This is a genomic window from Pseudomonas sp. 65/3-MNA-CIBAN-0223 (assembly GCF_040310425.1).
GTDB classification, from domain to species: domain Bacteria; phylum Pseudomonadota; class Gammaproteobacteria; order Pseudomonadales; family Pseudomonadaceae; genus Aquipseudomonas; species Aquipseudomonas gregormendelii.
Genome location: NZ_JBEOPV010000010.1, coordinates 48,962 through 70,332 on the forward strand (window position 1 = coordinate 48,962; position 21,371 = coordinate 70,332).

The 21,371-nt window shown below is 58.6% G+C and carries 11 protein-coding genes; 6 read left to right on the forward strand and 5 right to left on the reverse strand.

Annotation, left to right across the window (positions count from 1 at the left end; all coding sequences use genetic code 11):
* Positions 1 to 9: 9 nt before the first annotated feature.
* The 3 genes from AAEZ09_RS14185 to AAEZ09_RS14195 are packed head-to-tail and all read left to right on the forward strand — an operon-like array spanning position 10 to position 4,138.
* Complete coding sequence (locus AAEZ09_RS14185; RefSeq protein ID WP_045058028.1) at positions 10 to 969, forward strand: cytochrome-c peroxidase; 960 nt, start codon at positions 10 to 12, stop codon at positions 967 to 969.
* Positions 966 to 2,777 carry a DAHL domain-containing sensor histidine kinase gene (locus tag AAEZ09_RS14190; RefSeq protein WP_350599820.1) on the forward strand — a complete coding sequence of 604 codons (1,812 nt, stop codon included), beginning with the start codon at positions 966 to 968 and terminating at the stop codon, positions 2,775 to 2,777. Before AAEZ09_RS14185 ends, AAEZ09_RS14190 begins: the two co-directional genes overlap by 4 nt.
* Positions 2,774 to 4,138, forward strand: coding sequence for an ATP-binding protein (locus AAEZ09_RS14195; RefSeq protein ID WP_350599821.1), 1,365 nt, complete (start codon positions 2,774 to 2,776; stop codon positions 4,136 to 4,138). Before AAEZ09_RS14190 ends, AAEZ09_RS14195 begins: the two co-directional genes overlap by 4 nt.
* A gap of 27 nt (positions 4,139 to 4,165) precedes the next feature.
* On the opposite strand, the gene AAEZ09_RS14200 is transcribed toward AAEZ09_RS14195, so the two are convergent.
* The 4 genes from AAEZ09_RS14200 to AAEZ09_RS14215 form a co-directional block, all read right to left on the reverse strand.
* The gene (locus AAEZ09_RS14200; protein ID WP_045058031.1) at positions 4,166 to 5,674 is read right to left on the reverse strand and encodes a glucosyltransferase domain-containing protein; all 1,509 of its coding nucleotides are present in this window, start codon (positions 5,672 to 5,674) and stop codon (positions 4,166 to 4,168) included.
* A 1-nt stretch (position 5,675) separates the two neighbouring features.
* Entirely contained in the window at positions 5,676 to 6,617 is a 942-nt protein-coding gene (locus AAEZ09_RS14205; protein ID WP_045058032.1) for a glycosyltransferase family 2 protein, read from the reverse strand.
* Positions 6,614 to 6,988: a GtrA family protein gene (locus AAEZ09_RS14210; protein WP_350599903.1), complete on the reverse strand. Its 375-nt coding sequence runs from the start codon at positions 6,986 to 6,988 to the stop codon at positions 6,614 to 6,616. The genes AAEZ09_RS14205 and AAEZ09_RS14210 overlap by 4 nt, the downstream gene beginning before the upstream one ends.
* Positions 6,989 to 7,154: 166 nt before the next feature.
* The gene (locus tag AAEZ09_RS14215) at positions 7,155 to 8,576 is read right to left on the reverse strand and encodes an amino acid permease (protein WP_045058034.1); all 1,422 of its coding nucleotides are present in this window, start codon (positions 8,574 to 8,576) and stop codon (positions 7,155 to 7,157) included.
* 613 nt (positions 8,577 to 9,189) lie between these two features.
* Between AAEZ09_RS14215 and AAEZ09_RS14220 the strand changes: the two genes are divergently transcribed.
* Entirely contained in the window at positions 9,190 to 12,309 is a 3,120-nt protein-coding gene (locus AAEZ09_RS14220) for a transglycosylase domain-containing protein (RefSeq protein WP_350599822.1), read from the forward strand.
* Here the strand turns inward: AAEZ09_RS14220 and AAEZ09_RS14225 are convergent.
* Positions 12,306 to 19,427, reverse strand: a complete 7,122-nt coding sequence (locus AAEZ09_RS14225) for an Mcf1 protease effector domain-containing protein (protein WP_350599823.1) — start codon at positions 19,425 to 19,427, stop codon at positions 12,306 to 12,308. The two genes, AAEZ09_RS14220 and AAEZ09_RS14225, sit on opposite strands and share 4 nt — an antisense overlap.
* 340 nt (positions 19,428 to 19,767) lie before the next feature.
* On the opposite strand from AAEZ09_RS14225, the gene AAEZ09_RS14230 reads away from it, so the two are divergent.
* Positions 19,768 to 20,343 carry a PadR family transcriptional regulator gene (locus AAEZ09_RS14230; RefSeq protein WP_350599824.1) on the forward strand — a complete coding sequence of 192 codons (576 nt, stop codon included), beginning with the start codon at positions 19,768 to 19,770 and terminating at the stop codon, positions 20,341 to 20,343.
* Positions 20,340 to 21,125: a siderophore-interacting protein gene (locus AAEZ09_RS14235; protein WP_350599825.1), complete on the forward strand. Its 786-nt coding sequence runs from the start codon at positions 20,340 to 20,342 to the stop codon at positions 21,123 to 21,125. The genes AAEZ09_RS14230 and AAEZ09_RS14235 overlap by 4 nt, the downstream gene beginning before the upstream one ends.
* Positions 21,126 to 21,371: the final 246 nt, after the last annotated feature.

Sequence of the window (21,371 nt, forward strand, 5' to 3'; positions counted from 1 at the left end):
AAACACCAGATGAGGTTGCGCTTTCACCACCTGCTGCTGATACCCGTGCTCGGGGTGTGCCTGAGCGCCGAAGCCGCGCCGCTGGACGAACCGCTCAAACCCCTGCCGGCGGTGCCTCAACAGGACGCTCAGCGGGTAGCACTGGGGCGCCAGTTGTTCAACGAAACGCGTTTGTCGGTCAATGGTTCACTGTCCTGTGCCAGCTGCCATCATCTGACCAGGGGCGGCGCCGACAACAAGGCCTTTTCGATTGGCTTTACCGGTCTTCCGGTGGCGGTCAATACCCCCAGCGTACTCAACGCCAGCCTGAATTTCCGGCAGTTCTGGAACGGTCGCGCAGACTCCCTGGAAGCCCAGATCGACGAAGTCGTACAGAGCCCCAGCGAGATGGGCAGCAACTGGCAACACGTGGTGCAGACCCTGTCCGCCGATGCGGCCTACCGCACTTCATTTGCCAACGCCTACCCCGACGGGGTGACCAGGGACAACGTGCAGAACGCCCTCGCCAGTTACGAGCGCACGCTGATCAGCGCCAACTCGCGGTTCGACCAGTACCTGCTGGGCGATACCCAGATACTCAGTCGCGAGGAAAAGTACGGCTATCAGCGTTTCAAGGAATACGGCTGCATCGCTTGCCACCAGGGGGTGAACATCGGCGGGAACATGTACCAGAAGTTCGGCGTCCTGGGCGATTACTTCCAGGTGCGGGGCAACCCGGTGGAGGCCGACCTGGGGCGATACCTGGTAACCGGGGACGAAGAGGACCGCAACGTGTTCAAGGTGCCCAGCCTGCGCAACGTCGCAATCACCGCGCCGTATTTTCACGACGGCTCGGCCGCGACGCTCGAAGAGGCGGTGGACGTGATGTTCAAGTTCCAGCTCGGCCGTATTCCTTCGGCCGAAGATAAAAACCTGATCATCAAGTTTCTCAAGACCCTGACCGGCGAATGGGAGGGTAAAGCCTTATGACACTGTCCTACCGACGCAACATGACGCTGTTGGGCATCGTCGCCCTGATGCTGGCCTCGACGCTGCTGTTCCTGTACCTCAAATCCAGCGCGGACCAGACCACGACCTACGCCGAATCCAGGGACTTGATCGGCCGCATCAAACAGCTGAATGCGCAGTGGGAAACCGAAATCCTCAAGGCCAGGATCGCCATCAGCCACAATTATGACCCATTGGTTTCGCCACTCACCGAGATGACCCGGCTCTGGCAACGATTCGATTCGATGGAGTCAAGCCACGACCGCAATGCCTCGGCCGCCTGGCGCACCAGTCATGATGCCTTCCTTGCCGCCCTCAAGGAAAAAACCCGCCTGGTCGAACAATTCAAGTCGCACAACGCCGTGTTGCGTAATTCACTGGCGTTTCTGCCCACCGCCGAGGACGACATCCAGGCGCAACTGGCCGAACTGGTGGACGGCGACAAATTGCAGTTGCAGAACATCGCCACTGACACCTATGACTTGCTGCTCAGCAGCCTGGAATTCGCCCAGGTCACCTCTGATGGCAAGGCTGCCGACATTCTGCTCGGCTTGAACAAACTGAAGGTCAACAAAGAACGCCTGCCCGAGCAGTTTCACAGCCCGATCGACATCCTCAGCAGCCATATTTCATTGATCCTGCGCGAACAACCACTGGTCAACCGGCTGCTGGAAAACATCGAGGCCATCCCCGTGGCCGAACGCCTGGACGACATTACCGACCTGCTCAACACTGACCAGCACAGGACCGTAGCCGTCGACCAGCGCTACCATTTTTCCATGCTGATATTTTCAGTGTTGCTGGTGCTGTGCCTGGTGTACCTGACCATTCACCTGATGCGCAGTTTCAGGGTGATCCAGCGAGTCAACCAAGCCCTGGAAGCCGCCAATGACGACCTCGAATTGCGGGTAGAAAAACGCACCCGTGAACTGCGCGATACCCAGAGTGAACTGCTCGACACTGCACGCCAGGCCGGGATGGCCGAGATAGCGACCAACGTGTTGCACAACGTCGGCAACGTACTCAACAGCGTCAACATTTCCGCCGACCTGGTGACTCGTAAACTGCGCGCCAGCAAGGCCCAGGGCCTGGCCAAGGCGATGCAGCTGATTAACGATCATCCAGGGGATCTGGGCACCTTCCTGACCCAGGACCCGAAAGGCAAACTGCTTCCCGGTTACCTCAATCAACTGGTGGAAGCCATAGCCCTGGAGCAGCAGGGCATGAGCGAGGAACTGGCGCAGTTGAGCAAGAGCGTCGATCACATCAAGGACATCGTCGCCACCCAGCAATCCTATGCGGGCGCCAACAGCCTCATGGAGCCGTTGTACATCAGCGAATTGCTCGAAGACGCCCTGCGCATGAACGCGGGCGCCCTGACCCGACATCAGGTGACGGTGGTCAAGGATTACAGCGCATTGCCGCAAGTCATGGGTGACAAGCACCGGCTGCTGCTGATTCTGATCAACCTGATCAGCAACGCCAAATACGCGATGTCGGGCCTGAGTAATCGTGCGCGGCAAATGACCCTGGCGGTGAAAATCATCGATGACACAACCCTGCAAGTCAGCGTCAAGGACGACGGCGAAGGCATTGCCGAGGAAAACATCACGCGGATCTTTGCCCACGGTTTTACCACCCGCAAGGAAGGTCACGGCTTCGGTCTGCATAGCTGCGCCCTCGCCGCCATCGAGATGAACGGCAACCTCACCGCCCACAGCGACGGCCCGGGCAAAGGCGCCCTGTTCACCTTGCGGATCCCGCTGCACCTCGTACAGGAGCCAGCATGAGCGAGGGTTTCAACCGACGCATCCTGCTGATCGACGACACTCCGTCCATTCATGCGGATTTTCGCAAGATCCTCATGCCTCCCCCGGTGCAGATGCAGGAGATGGATGCGATGGAAGCGACCCTGTTCGGCAGCGAGACCGCACCGACCCGCGTGACGGTTGAGCTGGATTCGGCCTACGGAGGGCAGGAAGGCCTGAATAAACTGAAGTGGGCACTGGACCAACAGCGACCCTATGCCCTGGCCTTCGTCGACATGCGCATGCCCGAAGGCTGGGACGGCGCCCAGACCATCGAACAACTGTGGCAGGCAGACCCGCGCTTGCAAGTGGTGGTGTGTACCGCCTACTCCGATTATTCCTGGGATGAACTGCTCGACCGCCTGCACGCCCATGACCGGGTACTGATTCTGAAAAAGCCGTTCGACAATGTGGAAGTGCAGCAAATGGCCAATACCCTGCTGGCCAAATGGGACATGACAGAACGGGCCAGCTTGCAGATGAATCATCTTGAGCATCTGGTGCAGCGGGAAGTCGACGAGCGCAAACAGCTTGAATCACAACTGGTGCAATCGGAAAAACTGGCGTCGCTGGGGCAGCTCGCCGCCGGCGTTGCCCATGAGATCAACAATCCCATCGGCTTCATCTCATCCAACCTCGGCACGCTCGATGGCTACTTCCAGCAACTGCAGGAAATGCTCGATGCCTATGGGCAGGCAGAGACCTTGATCCAGGCCGGTGAGTGGGCCGAACGCCTGCAGCAGCTGCGCGAACGGATTGAACTGGACTTCCTGCGCGAGGACATTCCGCTGCTGATCAAGGAGTCCAAGGACGGCATCAACCGGGTTGGCCGCATAGTCAGGGACCTCAAGGATTTTTCCCGGGTGGACGCCAATCAGGAATGGCAGTGGATCAACCTGCAGCAGGGCATCGAGTCGACCCTGAACATCGTCGCCAACGAACTCAAGTACAAGGCCGATGTGCTCAAGGAGTATCAGGTGCTACCTGACATCGAGTGCCTGCCCTCACAAATCAATCAGGTATTCATGAACCTGATCGTCAATGCCTCCCAGGCGATTGGCCCGGAACGCGGCACCCTGACCCTGCGCACCGGGCATGCTGCGCAGTCGGTATGGATCGAAGTGCAAGACACCGGCTCCGGCATCGCACCGCAGGACCTGCAGAAAATCTTCGACCCGTTTTTCACCACCAAACCCGTGGGCCAGGGCACAGGCCTGGGATTGTCCTTGTCCTACGGCATTATCAAGAAGCATCGCGGAGAAATCACGGTTCGCAGTGAAGTCGGCGTGGGCACCACATTCCGGGTCGAGTTACCCATTCGCCAGAGCAGCCAGGTCGACTGACGCCCCGCGAGGCTGGCATCAGCGGGTTCACCAGCGCAAAGTCTTGATCGGCGGTGGTTCCTTGACGACGATAAACCCGTAGTCGCCAATCAGGTATATCCGGTAGTACGGCCTGTCCACCAGCGCTGGATAGGCCAGGTATCCCACGCGCGTGGCATTGCGCCGTTCCTTCTCGGCGACCACATTGGTGATGCCGACGCCGGGAAGGTTCTCGGCCAGTATGTAGAAGTCGATGTTGAGCAGGTAATGCAGCACCGGCATCTGCCTGAACGAACCGGCCGCGCCGGTCAGCCAGTGGTCGGAATAGGTCACCGACAGGTAGATACGCTTGGCTTCGCGCAGCTCGCGATGGGCGCTGATGTCTTGCGCAAGACTGCCCAGGGCCTGGGTGGCGAAGGCTTTCTGCACGGTCAGCACCCGGCCGTAGGCGTAGGACAGCGACAGCATCGCCAGCAGCGGTAAGGCCAGCAGCAGCGGCAGGCGCGGGTGAAGCCGCGCCAATGCCAGGTGGCCGAGGTAGAACAGCAGCACCAGCAGCACGGCGAAGCCCATCAAGGTTCTGGCGCCTTCGTTGAAGTCGCGAAATAACAGCGCCATGCCCGACACAAGCAAGGTCACCAGCGGTAGGGTCAGCAGGCATACCAGGCCGATGGACAGGCGTTTGGCTGCGCTGTCCGGACGCCTGGAAATCTCGCGCCCCAGCCCTGCGGCGCCCGCTATTGCACACAACAGCAGCCCGGCCAACACCCAGGTAAAGCCGCCATGGAACAGCAACTGCACCTTTTCCAGTACGCGGCCGATATTGATCAGCACCTGCAGCCAGGGATCGGCGTCCAGGTTCAATAACAAGGTGCGATTTGCCTCGGTAAACGGGTAGGCGGTCACGCCGTAGATCAACGCGCCAAGGGCCGCCTGGGCGATTCTCCAGCCGATCAGATCTCGCCACTTGCGCCATTCCAGCTGGTCATGGGCGCCCTTCAGGACCTCCAGGCAGCACAAGCCCAGGAACACATTAAAACTAATCTGATACAAGCCCAAACCCAGCGCCACCAGACCGGCCGGCACCAGCCACTGCAGGATGCGCGAGGGGTGGTGAAAACTGATCGCGTAGACGACCGCCACCACGCTCAATGCCATCGCAGGGCCATCGTATTGATAAGACAGGTTCTGCAGAAAAAACGGGTTGTACCACAGGGGCAACACCACCAGGCAGTTGGAGACCCTGGGCTCGCGCCAGTAGTGAAACGTCAGGCGGGTCAAGGCCGAAGCCATGGCCAGCGTGGCGATCAACAGCGGCAACGGAAAAATGTTCGGCGCGCCAGGGCTCAAAGTCAGGGCGTTGTACATCAGCTCGGCGAACAACCGTCCCTGCCCTGCCCATTCCATGCCGCCCGACAACGCGCGCCAGTTGTCATCGATATAGCGGTAGTCGGCAAGGATCAGCGGCAACACATACACCAGCGTCGCCAGCACAAACAACCACCAGGCCTGGCGCCGCCCCAGCTCACGGGTGAGAGCGTCACGCAGTCGGCCCATGTTAAAGATCGCGCCCCTGCCTGGCGCCGACGATGTCCCTTATCACATAACGCGGTCGATGCTTGGCCTCGATGTAGATGCGGCCGACGTACTCGCCGAGAATGCCGATGCCGATCAGTTGAACACCGCCGAGAAACAGAATGGCGGTCATCAGCGAGGGGTACCCAGGGACGCTGTTACCAAAGAAGATCTTGTCCAGCACCATGTACACCGCATACAGCACGGCAAAGACTGAAATGGCACCACCGATGTAGGTCCACAGACGCAACGGCACCGTGCTGAACGAGGTCACGCCCTCCAACGCCAGGTTCCACAGTTTCCAGCCGTTGAATTTGCTGTTGCCGGCCACCCGCGAGGCGCGCTCGTACTCCACCACCACGGTGTTGAAACCGGCCCAGGACAGCACGCCTTTCATGAACAGCTGATGTTCCGGCAGCGCGCGAATCACGTCGACGACCTTGCGGTCCATCAGCCGGAAATCGCCGACATTTTCTTCGATGCGGGTGTAGGAAATGCGATTGAGCAGGTGGTAGAAAAGTGATGCACTGTGGCGCTTCATGTAGCTGTCGGCGCTGCGATCACGGCGCTTGGCAAGCACCACGTCCGCCCCCTTCAACCACTGTTCGATCAACAACGGGATTACGCTGATCGGGTCCTGCAGGTCGACGTCCATGGGAATCACCGCATCGCCGGTGGCATGTTCGAGGCCGGCGAACAGCGCGGGTTCCTTGCCAAAATTACGGGAAAAATTGATCAGCACGACCTGCTCGTCGACCTGCGCGAGCGCGGCTGCCTGTTCGGCTGTACGGTCCGTGCTGCCGTCGTTGATGAAAACAATTTCGACTTCGGTCTGGTCCAGTTTCAGCTCGTTGCGCACGGCCTGGTAAAACAGATTGATGGCCTGTTCTTCATTGAACACCGGCACGATGAGCGAGATTTTCATACCTGACGCTCGCGGAAAACAACGTATTTGGAGAAAAGGAAACCCAGCACCAGGCTCAATGCGGAAAACAGTCCGACCGTGAGCAGGCCATGCAGTCGCCAGACGTCAGCAACATGGCCCACCCCCAGACTCAAGGCGCCCATGGTTATCAGGAATAGAGCATAGTTGGCGACCGACGTTTTGCCGTCGAAGGTGAATTGCGCGTTCATGTAGAAAGAAAAAGAGGCGGCCACGCAGAACGCCATGAGGTTACTGATGGCCTGGCTGAAGTCAGCCGCCACGCTGAGCAGGAAAAAAATCTGCCAATGGATCAGCGTATTTGCAATACCGATCACCGTGTAGCTGGACATTCCTTTCCACAAGCGTCTCATGGCGCCCCCCCGTTCGCTGACTGCCGTCATCCTCGGCACATAAGGGTTTGAGCTTGTCGACTGTCATAAATCACAGGCGGGGTTTTTTTTCAGACCGGCGGTGAGATCCTGGAACGAAAAAGCCCCGATCGACAGACCGGGGCTTTGGCATCTCACATACGAAGACTCAAGGAGCCGAACGCACTGCACCCTGCGATACATTGGTCGGCTGCAGTTTGAACACGTAGAACAACACCGTCAGCAGTACCAGGAAGGCCGGGCCGACATACAGCGCCACGCGGGTGTCAGGGAAGTAGGCCATGAGGCAAACCACCAGCACCAGAAACGCCAGCGCCAGGTACGAGCTGACCGGGAACAGCCACATCTTGTATTTCAGGCCGGCACGTTCGCTGGCGCTCAGGCCCTTGCGGAATTTGAGCTGGGCCAGAAGGATCATTACCCACGTCCAGATCGCGCCGAAGGTGGCAATCGCGGTTACCCAGACGAACACTTTCTCAGGCACCAGGTAGTTGAGCAGCACGCCCAGCAGCAAGGCGCCGATCGACAGCAGCAGTGCGCGACGCGGTACGCCGTTGCTCGAGGTCGTGGCGAAACCGGCCGGGGCCTGGCCATTCTGCGCCAGGCTGTAAAGCATGCGCCCGGTGCTGAAAATGCCGCCATTGCAGGACGACAGCGCAGCGGTAATTACCACGAAGTTAATGATACCGGCTGCAGTCTTGATGCCCAGACGCTCGAAGGTCATCACGAACGGGCTGCCCTGGGTACCGATTTCGTTCCACGGGTAGATCGACAGGATCACGAAGAGCGCGCCGACGTAGAACAGCAGAATGCGCCAGAACACCGAGCCAATTGCATTCGGGATAGTCTTCTGCGGGTTTTTCGCTTCACCGGCGGTCAGGCCGATCATCTCGACGCCGAGGTAGGCGAACATCACCATCTGCAGGGACATCAACACGCCCTGCACGCCATTGGGCATGAAACCGCCGTGGGCCCAGAGATTGGAAATCCCCAGCGCCACGCCGTCGTTGCCGAAGCCGAACGCGATCACGCCAACACCGCCGATCACCATGGCAATGATGGTGACGATCTTGATCAGGGCGAACCAGAATTCGAATTCGCCGAAGGCTTTCACAGCGATCAGGTTGATCGAGCCCATGCTGATCAAGGCCGCCAGGGCCCAGATCCAGCGCGGTACCTCGGGGAACCACACACCCATGTACACCGCCACGGCGGTGATTTCCGCCACGCAGGTCACCAGCCATAGGAACCAGTAGTTCCAACCGGTGAGGAAGCCCGCCAACGGGCCCAGGTAATCTTGCGCGTAACGGCTGAAAGACCCGGCTACCGGGTTATGCACGGCCATCTCACCGAGCGCGCGCATGATCACCAGGATCGCCAGACCGCCGATGATGTAGGAAAGCATGATGGCCGGGCCGGCCATTTCGATGGCCTTGGCCGAACCAAGGAACAGACCGACGCCGATACAGGCACCGAGCGCCATCAAGCGAATATGCCGTTCGCCGAGTTCGCGTTTAAGCGGGCCGCCCTGAGCGGTCTCGCCGTGAGGCAGGTGGTTGCCGACTGGCATGGGGATACAACCTCGTCTTGTTATTGGATATGACCACCGAGTAACCAAGCGCGGGCGGGTCGCCACTGCTTGCCTGAAACCGGACCTGCTTCGTGGGCAGAACCGTCTTGTAGGACAAAACCTCCAAGATCAGCGGGGCGTGCAGTATAAAAAGCTTACGACAGGGTTTTTCACTCTATAAACCACAACATTCAGCGAGAACTCTCGGGGAAAGCGCGATTTGTGGAGGGGCATTACCTGGATCTTGTAGGAGTTTTCGCAGCTAAAACGGCGCGGAGTATTGCACGCTATTGGTGCGTCGTCATGTCCCTACTTAGGCCGTATTTACGCGCAGACAGCTCTATCTCAAGCCTGTCCGGGCAGATACTCGCCATCACTTGTATTCCAGCCTGCAATACAACTTGTAGGAGCTGTCGAGTGAAACGAGGCTGCGATCTTTTGATCTTGTGTTTAAACACCGAATGAAAAGATCGCAGCCTCGTTTCACTCGACAGCTCCTACGGGCTCATGCGGGCTCCTGCGCACAACCTTGTTCACAATTTTTTCACCATCGCCAACCACCGACTAAGCTTCAGACAAGTCCGATCAATCTGCGTGAATGGATCAGTCGACTATGGGCGCTTTGTGGCAAACCGATTCGAGTAAAACCGTGGTCCAGACTGAAGCTGTGGATGAAGCGCCGTCACCTGAAAAACCCCGCGGCTCAAAACATGGGTGGAAGGCTTTTTTCCTGTTGCTGTTGATTATCCTCATCGTCGTCGGCTTGGCGGCCGCGAAGGAAATGCGCACCTCGAAATTCCAGGCGCGGGAGGTCAGCAAGTATGCCGCGACGCTCAATTACGACCTGCAACCCGGTCCCAGCGATGCCATTCGCTATCCCGGCGCTGGGCCTTTTGATCTACGCCTTGGCTACAGCTCCCTCGGGGAGTTTCTACCGCGCCTGATCAAGCGCGATTACGTGGTGAAGTCGCAAACCCGTTTCTCCCAGGCGCTGATGGACTACAGCGACAAGGGCTTGTTTGTCCCCTACGCGGAAAAAATCCAGGCCGGGCTGTCAATCACCGACTGCCGGGCGGCCCCCTTGTACCAATACAAATACCCGCAACAGTTGTACGCAAGCTTCGATGCGATTCCGCCCGTGGTGGTCAGCAGCCTGCTGTTTATCGAAAACCGCTTTCTGCTCGACCCGCGCCAGCCCCATGCCAACCCGGCGGTGGACTGGCCGCGGTTCGGCATGGCCGCCTGGTCGCAGGTTGCCAAATTGCTGCACATGCCCGGTCAGTCGGCAGGCGGCAGTACCCTGGCGACCCAGCTGGAAAAATACCGGCATTCGCCCGATGGCCTGACGGTGTCCGGTGCGGAAAAGATCCGGCAGATGATTTCAGCCAGCGTGCGTGCGTATCAGGCCGGGCCCGACACCCTGGTCGCCCGGCAAAATGTCGTGCGTGACTACCTCAACAGCGTGCCACTGTCCGCCGTGCCCGGTCATGGCGAAGTGCACGGCATGGCCGAGGGTTTGCGCGTCTGGTACGGAGCTGATTTCAACCAGGCCAACCAACGCCTGGCCAGCACTCAAACGGATCCGAAAAGCCTGGCGGAGAAAGGCCTGGCCCTGCGTGAAATGTTATCGCTGATGATCGCCCAGCGCCGCCCTTCGCATTACCTGACCAAAGGCCACGATGAACTGGCCAGCCTCACCGACAGCCACATTCGCTTACTGGCGCAGAACGGCGTGATCGACGCGCCGCTGTCGGCCGCCGCACTGGCCAGCAAAGTCACCTATCGCGATTGGGCCACGCAACCGACTATCCAGCCGATCGAAACCAATAAAGGCATCAGCGTCGCCCGCAGTCGTCTCGGCGGCCTGCTCAACCGTCCGCTGTACGATCTCGACCGGCTGGACCTGTCGGCCACCAGCACCCTGCAAGGCGACCTGCAAACCCAGGCCACCGAGTACCTCAAGCATCTGGCCGACCCCGTCTTCGCCACGCAAATCGGCCTGATGGGCGAACGCTTGCTGACCCCCACCAGCACCGCCCAGGTGCGCTACAGCTTCACCCTGTTCGAACTGACCCCGGACGGTTCCCGGGTGCGAGTCCAGACCGACAGCACCGACCAGCCGTTCGACATCAACGAAGGCAGCAAGCTGGAACTGGGTTCAACCGCGAAAATGCGGGTGATGACGACTTACCTGCAAATCATCGCCGAGCTGCATGATAAATATGCCGCCATGACCGTCCCGGAACTGAAGAAAGTCGAGGTCCCCGACCAGGATCGCCTGAGCCGCTGGGCCATCGATTACTTTATCCAGTACAAGGACCGCAACCTGCAAACCATGCTCGGTGCCGCGCTTGATCGAAAATACTCAGCCAGCCCCGGCGAAGCCTTCTTCACCGGCGGCGGATTGCACACCTTCAACAACTTTCGCAAAGAGGACAACGGACGCCTGCCCACCTTGCGCGACGCGTTGCGTGAGTCGATCAACTTGCCTTTCATCCGGCTGATGCGCGACCTGGTGCGCTACACCACCTACTCCGGGCCGAACAACAGTGCCGAATTGCTCAAGGACGACCGCGACCCCAGACGCCAGGAATACCTGGCCGGTTTCGCCGACCGCGAAGGCACCTCGTTCCTGCTGAAGTTCTGGAAAAAGTACAAGAACAAGGACACCCAGGCGCGGCTCGAAACCTTCCTAGACGGCATGCGGCCGACGCCGATTCGCATGGCCGCAGTGCACCGTTACCTGCTGCCGCAAGCCAGCCAGGAAAGTTTCAACAGCTTCGTCCGCTCGCACCTCAAAGGCGCCAAGCTGACGGAAAAACTCACGGATGAACGCCTTGAGCGGCTCTATGAAAACTACCGTCCTGGCGCCTACGACCTGCCCGACCAGGGCTTTATCGCCAAGGTCCACCCTCTGGACCTGTGGCTGATGGGTTACCTGCTGAACAACCCCGACGCCAAGTTCAGCCAGATCGTCAAGGCCAGCCAGTTCGAGCGCCAGGAAGTCTACAGCTGGCTGTTCAAGAGCCGGCACAAAGGCGCACGTGACAGCCGCATCCGCACCATGCTGGAGATCGAGGCGTTCCTCGACATTCATCAGCGCTGGCAGAAAGTCGGCTACCCGTTCGATCACCTGGTGCCCTCACTGGCCACTGCCATCGGCAGCTCCGGCGACCGCCCAGCGGCGCTGGCTGAGCTGATCGGGACCATTCTCAACGACGGTGTGCGCATGCCGACGCTGCGTATCGACAGCCTGCACTTTGCGGCGAACACACCTTATGAAACCAGCTTGATCAGTAATCCGGATGCCGGCGAACGGGTCATGCCAGCCGAGGTTGCCAGGGCCATGCGCGAAGCCCTGTCGCAGGTAGTGGATGCCGGCACGGCCAAACGGGTCTCGGGCAGTTTCATCACGCCCGACGGCAAACCATTGGCCATGGGTGGCAAAACAGGCACCGGGGATAACCGTATCGAAGCCATCGGTTCGGGCGGGCGGATACTCAGTTCGAAGTCGATCAACCGCACGGCCACCTTCGTGTTTTTCATCGGCGATACCCACTTCGGCACCATAACCGCGTTCGTACCCGGTCGCACGGCTGAAACGTTCAAGTTCACTTCGGCGCTGCCGGTGCAGGTGCTCAAGGGGATGGCGCCGATACTCACGCCCTACCTGCAACCGGGTAGCCAGACCCAGTGCCAGCCGCCGGTGGTTGCTCGGCTTTCTTCGAACTAGTCGCGATGGCCTTTATCAAAACGAACCATCCGGTTACCGACCGTTATCAATGCCGTCAGGTAATTGAAATACACCCCACGCCGTTCGACAGCGTCGCAGCTGGCAATGCCATTACCAGCGGCCGGCAGGGCTGCGGCCGCTGCATCCATCTCGATCAATTGCTGACGCGTCAGCTCCAGGAACGCGAAATCGCGCTCCATATCAAGCCCCTGCATAAAACGAGCGGGGTATTGGTCACGCAGAAGAACAGCAAAATCCAGAGCTCGTTGATAGCTGCCGTCGGGAAGCGTTTCCCCGGTGAAAAGCGCTTCCTGGGTCTGCCGCATCAGGGTGATATCGCTCTCGATGGGCGTGCAGCCTGGCGCCCGTTTCTGCCTTGCCAGGCTCTGGAGCAGACAATGGGGCTCCGCATCCAGACTGCTGGACAACTCGCCTACCGTCCGTGTTCTGAAACCCGAGCCTCCGGCCGGGGGTACCTGCAGGGACTTGCCCTTGAGAACGTTGGTATTAATCAATGCCAGCTTGTATTTCGGCGTCCCTTGCACGTTCCAGGCTGAATATTGTGCTGCCAGGGAACCACTGCCAACGGTGCTGTGCAACGCCGTTGCCAACACGTCTATATCGGGGTAAAAAAAAATGCCGATATTCGGGTCATAGAAATAAAAACTGTCCTCCCCGAAAATATTAAATGTGACACCGATCAACATCGAATGGCTTCGCGAGTCCAACATGAATAGACTATTTCTTTTAAGGCTAGCCAGGTGAGTGAGAATTTTTTCCAGATTATTGGGCGATGCGTTCAACTGAGGCGTGATGAACTGATTCATGTCCAGTGTTCGTATCTGGTCAATCGCCCGGATGAATTCGTTACGCGAACTGTCGGTTCTTGCCGCCGAGCGCATCATATTCATGAAGAAATTGGTTGAACTGTATTCCATTATCGCCACCGCTACCGCCAATACCAACGGGTAACAACGCCCCTCTCCCGCCCGCGGCGCGTCGGCTGCGCTCAGCCAAAAAGACTGCGGCGCAATCATCTGCCGGTAGCTGCCGTTGTTCAATCGCTTTGAATATTTAGCGGCCACGGAAATAGCCGCATGAATAGTCCGATGCTGGCGGGTATTTTCAATGAAGCCGCTCAGCGCTCCAAGTTGTGTCACGTCGGCAGTGGGGATCAGGTCATTGTAGAGCGTCGTCAGTACCAGTTCAGAGTCGGTTCTGTTCACACCGGGCACCAGGAAACCCCGGTGATGCTTTTTAGCAAATTTAAAAATATCCGCGCTTTTTGCTGACTCCATCACTTTGATATGATTGGCGTAGCGCGCGCGCAGGGGATCAAGTTGAGCAAGTTGATTCTCAGTCAACATTGAGGTGTTGATACCCAAATCATTCGGCAGCAACCCTTTGGTTTGTTCAGTAAAGTCTGTGAACACTTGGGTGAACCGCATATTCAACGCACCGACTTGAGCAGTCGTCAATACCTCCCAACGCGCATTGGCGTCATCGGCCCCCACATTGACCAACGAATTATCGAAGTTATTTAATCGAACGGCCCGGGTCATTGGGTCATAAACAATCCCTGCGAAATTTACGGCCCTGTAATAAATACCCATATCGCGCAACTGCGTCACGAGCTGTTCGACCACAAGAGGTTTATCCAGAAGACGCAAACCCTCTATAGCAGTACGATCATCATCGGCTATGATTTGACTGAGCTTTTTGCCCGGCGTCGATGGCAGCAGGGTAACCACCGGACCTTCGCCCACGAAATAAAAAACTTTGGCAGCGTCTGTTTTCTGGCCGCCGTATAAACGATTGTAGGCAACTTGATTATTCTCGGCTTTGCGAATTCGCTGCGGCTGGTCGCCGTGGCGTATCAGCCTGAACTCCCTCACCACATAAGCCCCGTTGGAGTTACGTAGCGGGTAAACCGTATAGCCATCCCCCGAATCGATCACGTTTTTTGCATGCAGATAATCCAGGTCGTCCAGACACATATATTCCAACGATCTCTCGGCGCAGAGTGCGGGCGGCGCGCACAGACCCGGATCAGTTGAATAAAGCGCACCTTGTTTAATGCGCTTCATTACCGCTAGCTTGCGGTGCAGGGGCGCCGCCAAGGCCATGCCCTCTTCAATCACCTCACGGGGCGTCAAGGCACTGTTGCGCAAAACGATTCGTTTGGAAGGCCCCACCAAAACAGGAGTGGTTGCCCCCAGAGCCGTCAATTCTGCCTGTACTGATTTCGGTATCGTACTGGCGTGGCGTGGCGATAGCAGCGAATCCGTAGCCGTATAACCGTGCTGAATATGAGCCCTGATGCCTTTACTCATCCACATGATGCCATACACACACAGCGGCGCCGGCAGCGGGGAAACGACCTCAAAACCGATGTAAGCCGCATAGACAAAGCCTTGTAAACCCAAGCCCGTGAATGCCGGGTCCGTTATCAAGCGCAGCAATATTTGCCGGGTGACAACCTTGAATGACAGGCCTGCGGCAAGGCCTCGCATGCTCTTGTCGACCAGCATCTTCAATGCCGTTGCGCTCAGTTGGGTAATCGCACCGATACCCGGCAGTATCGAAAGAATGATCCCTAGTACATCCCACATCACGCGATTACCGTTGAGCTGATGATCCGCATCCGCATAGGCATCGCGCAGCTCGGTATAAAGTGGCAGAAAACTGAGGACGACAGACCAGAAATCGTTATCCTTGTTTGCAACTTTCAGCAATCCGACCCACTGGCTCAGATTCTCTCGCATCACCTCCTCGGCGACACTGATTAATGAGCAACCCTGCTTGGGATGCACGCGTTCCACCTTGTGTCGCTCCCACCAGCCCCTGAATTTGCGTGGTGCCTTAAAGATCGGGTAGCCACTGTTGCCAATCAACGCGTCCGTCTCCACCCCCATTGGCCGCAGCACATCATCAATCAGTTTTTTGCCTTCCAGCTCAGTTAGCGCGCCGAGATACGGGATGGCTGCCAGGCTATGAATCTTGCTCAATACCTGACTGGCGCCAACGGCGGCGGGGGCAAACAGCTTTACCGTCACCTTGAAAGCCAGTCCTGCCATCGCCAATATCCCACCATTGGCCAGCGTGATAAAACCGATGGTTCCAGGCACCTCATTCCGGTCATTCAACATATTGTGAAATTTATTGCCAGGGTCCCGGGCGGCGCCGCTGAGTAGTAGTTCGTCTACTCGAGTACTCGCATTAAAATAAACAACCAGATCGGCATAAACAATTTTTTCAACTTGCAGTTGGCTAATGCTGTAATCGGTCAAGCCTTGATTAGCCAGCGCGCCGTAGGCCATTTGCCTTGAGTCGAAATCAAGATATTTTTCCCGGTACTGGATAAATTGATCGTAATAATCGACCCATGTTTCAGATTCGCTACTTTTCTTGAAGGTATCCAGGCCCCTGTACCCTTCAGGTTTATCTTCATAAAGCCGCTTGAAGTACTCCGTGGGCGGACACGCTTGCGCAAAACTGACCGCGAGCGCCTTATTCCATCTCTGGTATTCACTCGCCTGGCTGGCATTGGTCATCATGAAAAACGCCAAGGCACCCGCCTTGCTTAAATAGGCCTTGACTTGATCAGAAGCACTGTCGTCGCGGGCGATCTGATAAAAGCCGATAATTTTATCATCGTCATCCAGTGGGACGATGCCGACCGCAAATTTTTCCAGCACCAACTCCACCGCGATTTTCTTTGCTTCAAAAACAGCTTGATGCCCCGAATATTTGTTAACCAACGGGCCGCGTTCTTTTAACTGTTTGCAAATTGCATAACTTTCAACTTCCTCGATCAATGCATTGGCCAGGTGCATTTTACGCATCTCGAGTATCTCGGCTTTTACCGCACGTTGCTGCACCGACGCCGCCGACAGGTCTTCCTCATTAAGTAGCTCATACCGTTCAGCACCGAGCAACTCCACGCGCATTTCCAGAGCGTTTACAAATAAATCCGGCAACGCTTCAAAGTTTTTCAGGCGCGCGTAATCGTCTATCAGTTTTTCAAACTCACGCTGTTCGATCACCAGCGCAGAACGCCACATTTTTTGAGTATTGTTCAGCTCGGGGGCTTGCAGGTAATCGGCATCGGTAATGACCGCAGGCTGCATCCAGGCCTGTCGTTGCTTGAAGTACGTGTCGTCCTCTCGCTGCTGTATTTTAAATGCCCGGTTCAACGCGCTTAACGTTTCACCCCGCGAATCGTGACGCCACGCCTCCCAATACTCGACGCCGGAGGCCGAGAAGCGTTCCTGCAATTCCTCGGCCTCTGCCGCCAGTCTGGCCATCCAGAGGATGGCATTACGAGACCCCGAATGACTGTAGGTGCCGGCCTGTTTCAACTCATTCAGAGCACCCAGAGTCGCGTCGATCTCCTCGACCAAATATTGATGAAACTGAGTCAGGTACAGGGCTTTCTTTTGCTCGACGCTTAGGCTCTTATCATCATTCAGTGTTATCGAGTCGCGCCATAAGCGCTCTAACCTGCGGGCCACCAGGTCATCGTACTTTGAAAAATCAAGTGCTTGCCACGCCAACTGTATGGCAGGGTCCAAGTGCATCTGGGACTCCCTCTGCCCCCGCTGCGAACCCACCACACGCTTAACCCTGTCTGAGCGCTTGAAAAACACGGGCCGAGCGCTGGTGTCGTGACCAAAGCGCTCCGCCAATGGCACCTGTGGCGAGGCTTCGACCAGCTCAATCACCTGCGCCAACACCTCGTTAACGTATGGCGTATAAATCGGTAAATCAAAATCCGCCTCGCGCTCTTCACCGGCCTCTATAAGCCTGTCCGCCGGCACTTCGCTGCAAGTCCAGCGGTACAGCATGAAGCCGCCCGCGGCCATCGCAGCGACCCCTAACAGCAGAGGCGTTTTGTGCTCGTGCAAGCCACGGCCAGCCGCACGCGGGATGGCGTCCATCAGGCCTGTTTCAGCCTCTGCGACCGGAGCGTCGGCATCGCCGGCCTGGCGCGACTGCCACAACGCATAGGCGATAGCGCCCAGCCCCACGGCCTCCAGGCTGATGCCACCGAGCAATAACCTTTGGCTGTCCAGACCGGCGGACATGGGTTGGAATGCGCGATCCGCAGCGCCCGAAGTCGGGGCCGCCGCCGCGCCCGGCGGGCCTATCGGTAACTTGCTCACGGCCGCCATCAGGGCGTCCGCCAGCCAATGTTCCAGCTGGCGGGACAGCCGCTGCTGCAACTTGCTGGCACTGCGATTTCGGCTGGCGCTGTCAGCCAGCGCGTTCAGCCACTGGGCACCCCAGCCCAGCCAGCTATCGGCGCCGGGTTGCACACTCACGCTTTGCCGAGCCTCCATCAGCAACGGCAACAAGGGCAACAGGTCGATCAGCGGCTCCAAATCAGGGTAGCTTTTGACCACCTGATACTCTTTGAGCTGGCGCGCCAGGTGGCGCAGGCGCTCCTCGCTTTGCTGCGGATCATGACCCGCACAAGCCTGATACACCTGCCAGACCAGCAGCGCATTCAGATACTGGCTGTAGGCAAGCTGCAGCCTCAGGTCGCCTGCCGGCGCATGGGCGACGAACCATTGGCAGGTCTGTTCCCATCCGGTATGGGTTCGCAATGCCTCGGCATAACCCACGGTGGCCGCCGCCAGGGGACTGTGCACCAGCGCGCCCACGGCATAAGGCTTGGCAATGTCCACGACGCTCCAGCCGATGCGCCGGACCAGACTGGCCCAGCTCTCGTCGGCGGTACTTTGCCGGTAGAGCTTTTCCAGCTCCACCACGCCAGGCAAAGCATATCCAGCCAGTTGCCTGGCAACGGGAAACGCTAGCAGGGCAAACAAGTCCTTGATCAGCAAGCGCACTCCGTCCGGGCCCGACTTCATACCCAGCAAACGATTCAGCAGGCTAAGCGTCGCCGGGTCGGCGCCCAGCACGGTGTCAAGCGAGCAGAACCAGGCGCCCATCTTGCCGTCGCCGGCGTTGTCCTTGAGCAGGCTCAACAACCAAAGCGTCTGCTCGGCCAGCGCCCCCCCCAGCGGAAAGTGGCGCAACGACTCGACGACTCGGCACAGCGAAAAGAGTTGCTCCACCTGCTGCGCATTACCCAGCAGCCTCTCCAGATGCGGCTGCAAGGGTTCACGCAACGCCGGATCACTCAGGGTACACAACAGCCAGCTCAGCTTCTCGGCCAGCGTGCCCGCGTCCGGATACCCCTTTTGCACCCGCCCCAACACCCGTCCCAGTCGCATCAGCGAATCCGCCAGCGCACCACCGAGCAACGGGTTGCCGGCCACCAGTTGCAGATAATCGGCTATGCCTGCGCCACCGGGCAGCGCTTGCCACAGACGCACCTGGGCCAAGAGCTGATCGAAGCTGGCCAGACGCTGATCAAGCTGCTGCACCCGCCCTTGGCCGACGAGCGTTTGCAACTGCCGATCGGCCAGCAAACGGCGGGTCAGCCCTGTCAGGTTTGCCGCCTTGCCCAGCAGTGATTGCTGTGCGTGGCACTGCTCGACGAGCAACTCCAGGGTCAGCCATTGTTCACTCAGGCTGTTGAGCCAAGGGCCGACGCTACCCAGTCCAGCACTCAGCTTGCGCCAGTAAGACGCCTGCCTGCCGGAATAGCTGGCCAGTCTGGACGCGAAGCGCAACAGCTCGACGCTGAGCTTTTGCAGTTTGCGTGACCGGGTATCGTTGCCGTCGCGAATGCACTTGAGCTCGGCATATAGGTCCTTGAAGTCATGTGTGACCGGCTCGCCCTCGAAGACAAGCTGGTCCAGCGCGTCAACGATGACCCGCCAGGCGATATTACCGATCAGGTGATTACATGCCAGGCCCACGGCCTGGCTCGAGGATAAACAGGGGGTGATCCGCAAAGGTTCGCACTGTTCAGGCGCGGCGCTATCTAGAGGAACTGAGGGCCGGGGATGTGTCTCGCGCAGTGCTGGAGGCAGGTCGAAACGCCTGGTGTGCCCGCCTGCCTGCGCGACGTGGCGCCGGCGCAGAGTGCAACCCGGTGACGACTCGATGCCAACAAGCTGGTGGCTTATCATCCATTCGCCAAGGCGTGGGGAAACGCGATCGCCGATGGCTGGATTGCAGGAGGCCGCAGGGCGAACACGCATCGCGCAACAAACTTATCGACGTGAATGAACACCCAGCATAGGCATCTATCGTGCAGCCACCCTTGCACAAAACGCTCAAGCCAGAAGCCGGCGAGCAGCCTCCACCAACGCCGTCAGGTAGTTCCGATACACCACCCGATATTCCTGGCGGGTTGAAGCCGCAAGACTCGGCTGGCTTTGGAGTGAGTCCGTCGCCCTGCCAGGCACCTTTCCGACCAATAATGCTACGGCCTGGGGTGACAACAGGGCAGTTATTGGCCAGGCACCGTTCGTCGAGCGCCATTGCCTCTAAATAAGATATATCTTACGCTCTATCTAAACACGACAGAGAGAAAGAAAAATGAGAGACCATCATTCCCCCCACCGCGAACACGGCGATGGCCGCGACGGCTTCGAAAAACGCCCTGGCCGCGAGCGCGGCGGCCGTGGCCCACGGGTGTTCGCACCGGGCGACCTGAAGCTGCTGCTGCTGGCGCTAATCGCCGAGCAGCCCTGCCATGGTTATGACCTGATCCGCCAGATCGAAGGCCTGTTCGACGGTGCCTACAGCCCCAGCCCCGGAGTGATCTACCCGACCCTGACTTTCCTTGAAGAAAGCGAAATGATTCAGGGCGACGCCGACGGCGGGAAAAAAAGTTACCGCATCACCGACGCCGGCCGCTTGTCCCTGAGCGAGCAAGCCGTGGCGCTGGACGGCGTGCGCATGCGCATCGATGTCAGCAAACGGTCGTTGCGCGGGCATGACCGCCCCGCTGAAATTCACGAAGCGGTGCATAACCTGCGCCATGCCCTGCAACTGCACCACGGTCGCTGGAGCGCGGCAGAAATCGTCCGTGTCGCCAACCTGCTCAATAACACCGCCAAAGCCATCGTCGACGGCCCTGCCGTTCAATCCTCCCGGGAGAAAGCCGAATGACCGCAATCGAGACCCAAACCATTCACCGCGTCACGCACGAAATCAAACGCCGGCGCCTGGAAGTCTTGCGAGTGGTCGACCTGACACCACGCATGCGTCGGATTACCTTGGGCGGGCCGGAACTGGCCGGATTCGTCAGCCTCGGTACCGATGACCACGTCAAACTGCTGTTCCCACAGAACGCGGCAGAAACAGCGGCACTGGAAACCCTGGTACTCGGCGCCGGCAAGACCGAGCAACCGATGCCGGCCATGCGCGACTACACCCCGCGTCGCTATGACCTGGATTCGCTGGAACTGGACATCGACTTCGTGCTGCACGGCGACGGCCCCGCCGCGACCTGGGCCGAACAGGCCCAACCCGGGCAGTTCCTGCACATCGGCGGGCCACGAGGTTCGATGATCGTGCCCGATATCTTCGACAGTTACCTGCTGATCGGCGACGAAACTGCCCTACCCGCCATCGCCCGACGCCTGGAAGGCCTGGCGGCCAATCGGCGTGCACTGGTGATCATCGAAGTGGAGAACGGCGCCGAGCAACAAAAGCTCGAAAGCCCGGCCGAGGTCCAGGTGATCTGGGTCTTGCGCGAAGGTGGCAAGGACCACCTGCTGAGCACCGTGCGGCAAATCAAGGTGCCCACCGGCAACCTGTATGCCTGGGTCGCAACCGAGGCCAGGACCTCGCGGCAGATTCGCCGGGTGCTGTTGGATGAGCATGGGCTTGACGATCAATTCGTCAAGGCAGCCGGTTACTGGAGGCTGGAAGACACGGTTGATGAATGACGCTCGCACAGCGCAACGGATAACCCCATCCACACCGCGTCGCTGACCTACCGAGCCTTAGCCGGGATTGCGGCAGGTAACTCAGAAAAAAGATTGTCCTCATGTATCGGGCATTTCGCCGGCGAAACCAGCCCGGCGCCTGCTGTGCGCAGCCTCCAGCCCAGCAGTGGCGACCGGCCTGGATCAGCATACCGCCTGCGACCCGTTCAATGCGCGCTTTGTGCAAGTCGTTGGCTCATCAGCAAG

What these genes read in the sequence shown, in the direction of transcription:
- AAEZ09_RS14195 (WP_350599821.1), top strand. Translation starts at nt 2,774, where the DNA reads ATGAGCGAGGGTTTCAACCGACGCATCCTGCTGATCGACGACACTCCG.
- AAEZ09_RS14185 (WP_045058028.1), top strand. Translation starts at nt 10, where the DNA reads ATGAGGTTGCGCTTTCACCACCTGCTGCTGATACCCGTGCTCGGGGTG.
- AAEZ09_RS14205 (WP_045058032.1), bottom strand. Translation starts at nt 6,617, where the DNA reads ATGAAAATCTCGCTCATCGTGCCGGTGTTCAATGAAGAACAGGCCATC.
- AAEZ09_RS14210 (WP_350599903.1), bottom strand. Translation starts at nt 6,988, where the DNA reads ATGAGACGCTTGTGGAAAGGAATGTCCAGCTACACGGTGATCGGTATT.
- AAEZ09_RS14200 (WP_045058031.1), bottom strand. Translation starts at nt 5,674, where the DNA reads ATGGGCCGACTGCGTGACGCTCTCACCCGTGAGCTGGGGCGGCGCCAG.
- AAEZ09_RS14235 (WP_350599825.1), top strand. Translation starts at nt 20,340, where the DNA reads ATGACCGCAATCGAGACCCAAACCATTCACCGCGTCACGCACGAAATC.
- AAEZ09_RS14215 (WP_045058034.1), bottom strand. Translation starts at nt 8,576, where the DNA reads ATGCCAGTCGGCAACCACCTGCCTCACGGCGAGACCGCTCAGGGCGGC.
- AAEZ09_RS14225 (WP_350599823.1), bottom strand. Translation starts at nt 19,427, where the DNA reads ATGCGTGTTCGCCCTGCGGCCTCCTGCAATCCAGCCATCGGCGATCGC.
- AAEZ09_RS14190 (WP_350599820.1), top strand. Translation starts at nt 966, where the DNA reads ATGACACTGTCCTACCGACGCAACATGACGCTGTTGGGCATCGTCGCC.
- AAEZ09_RS14230 (WP_350599824.1), top strand. Translation starts at nt 19,768, where the DNA reads ATGAGAGACCATCATTCCCCCCACCGCGAACACGGCGATGGCCGCGAC.
- AAEZ09_RS14220 (WP_350599822.1), top strand. Translation starts at nt 9,190, where the DNA reads ATGGGCGCTTTGTGGCAAACCGATTCGAGTAAAACCGTGGTCCAGACT.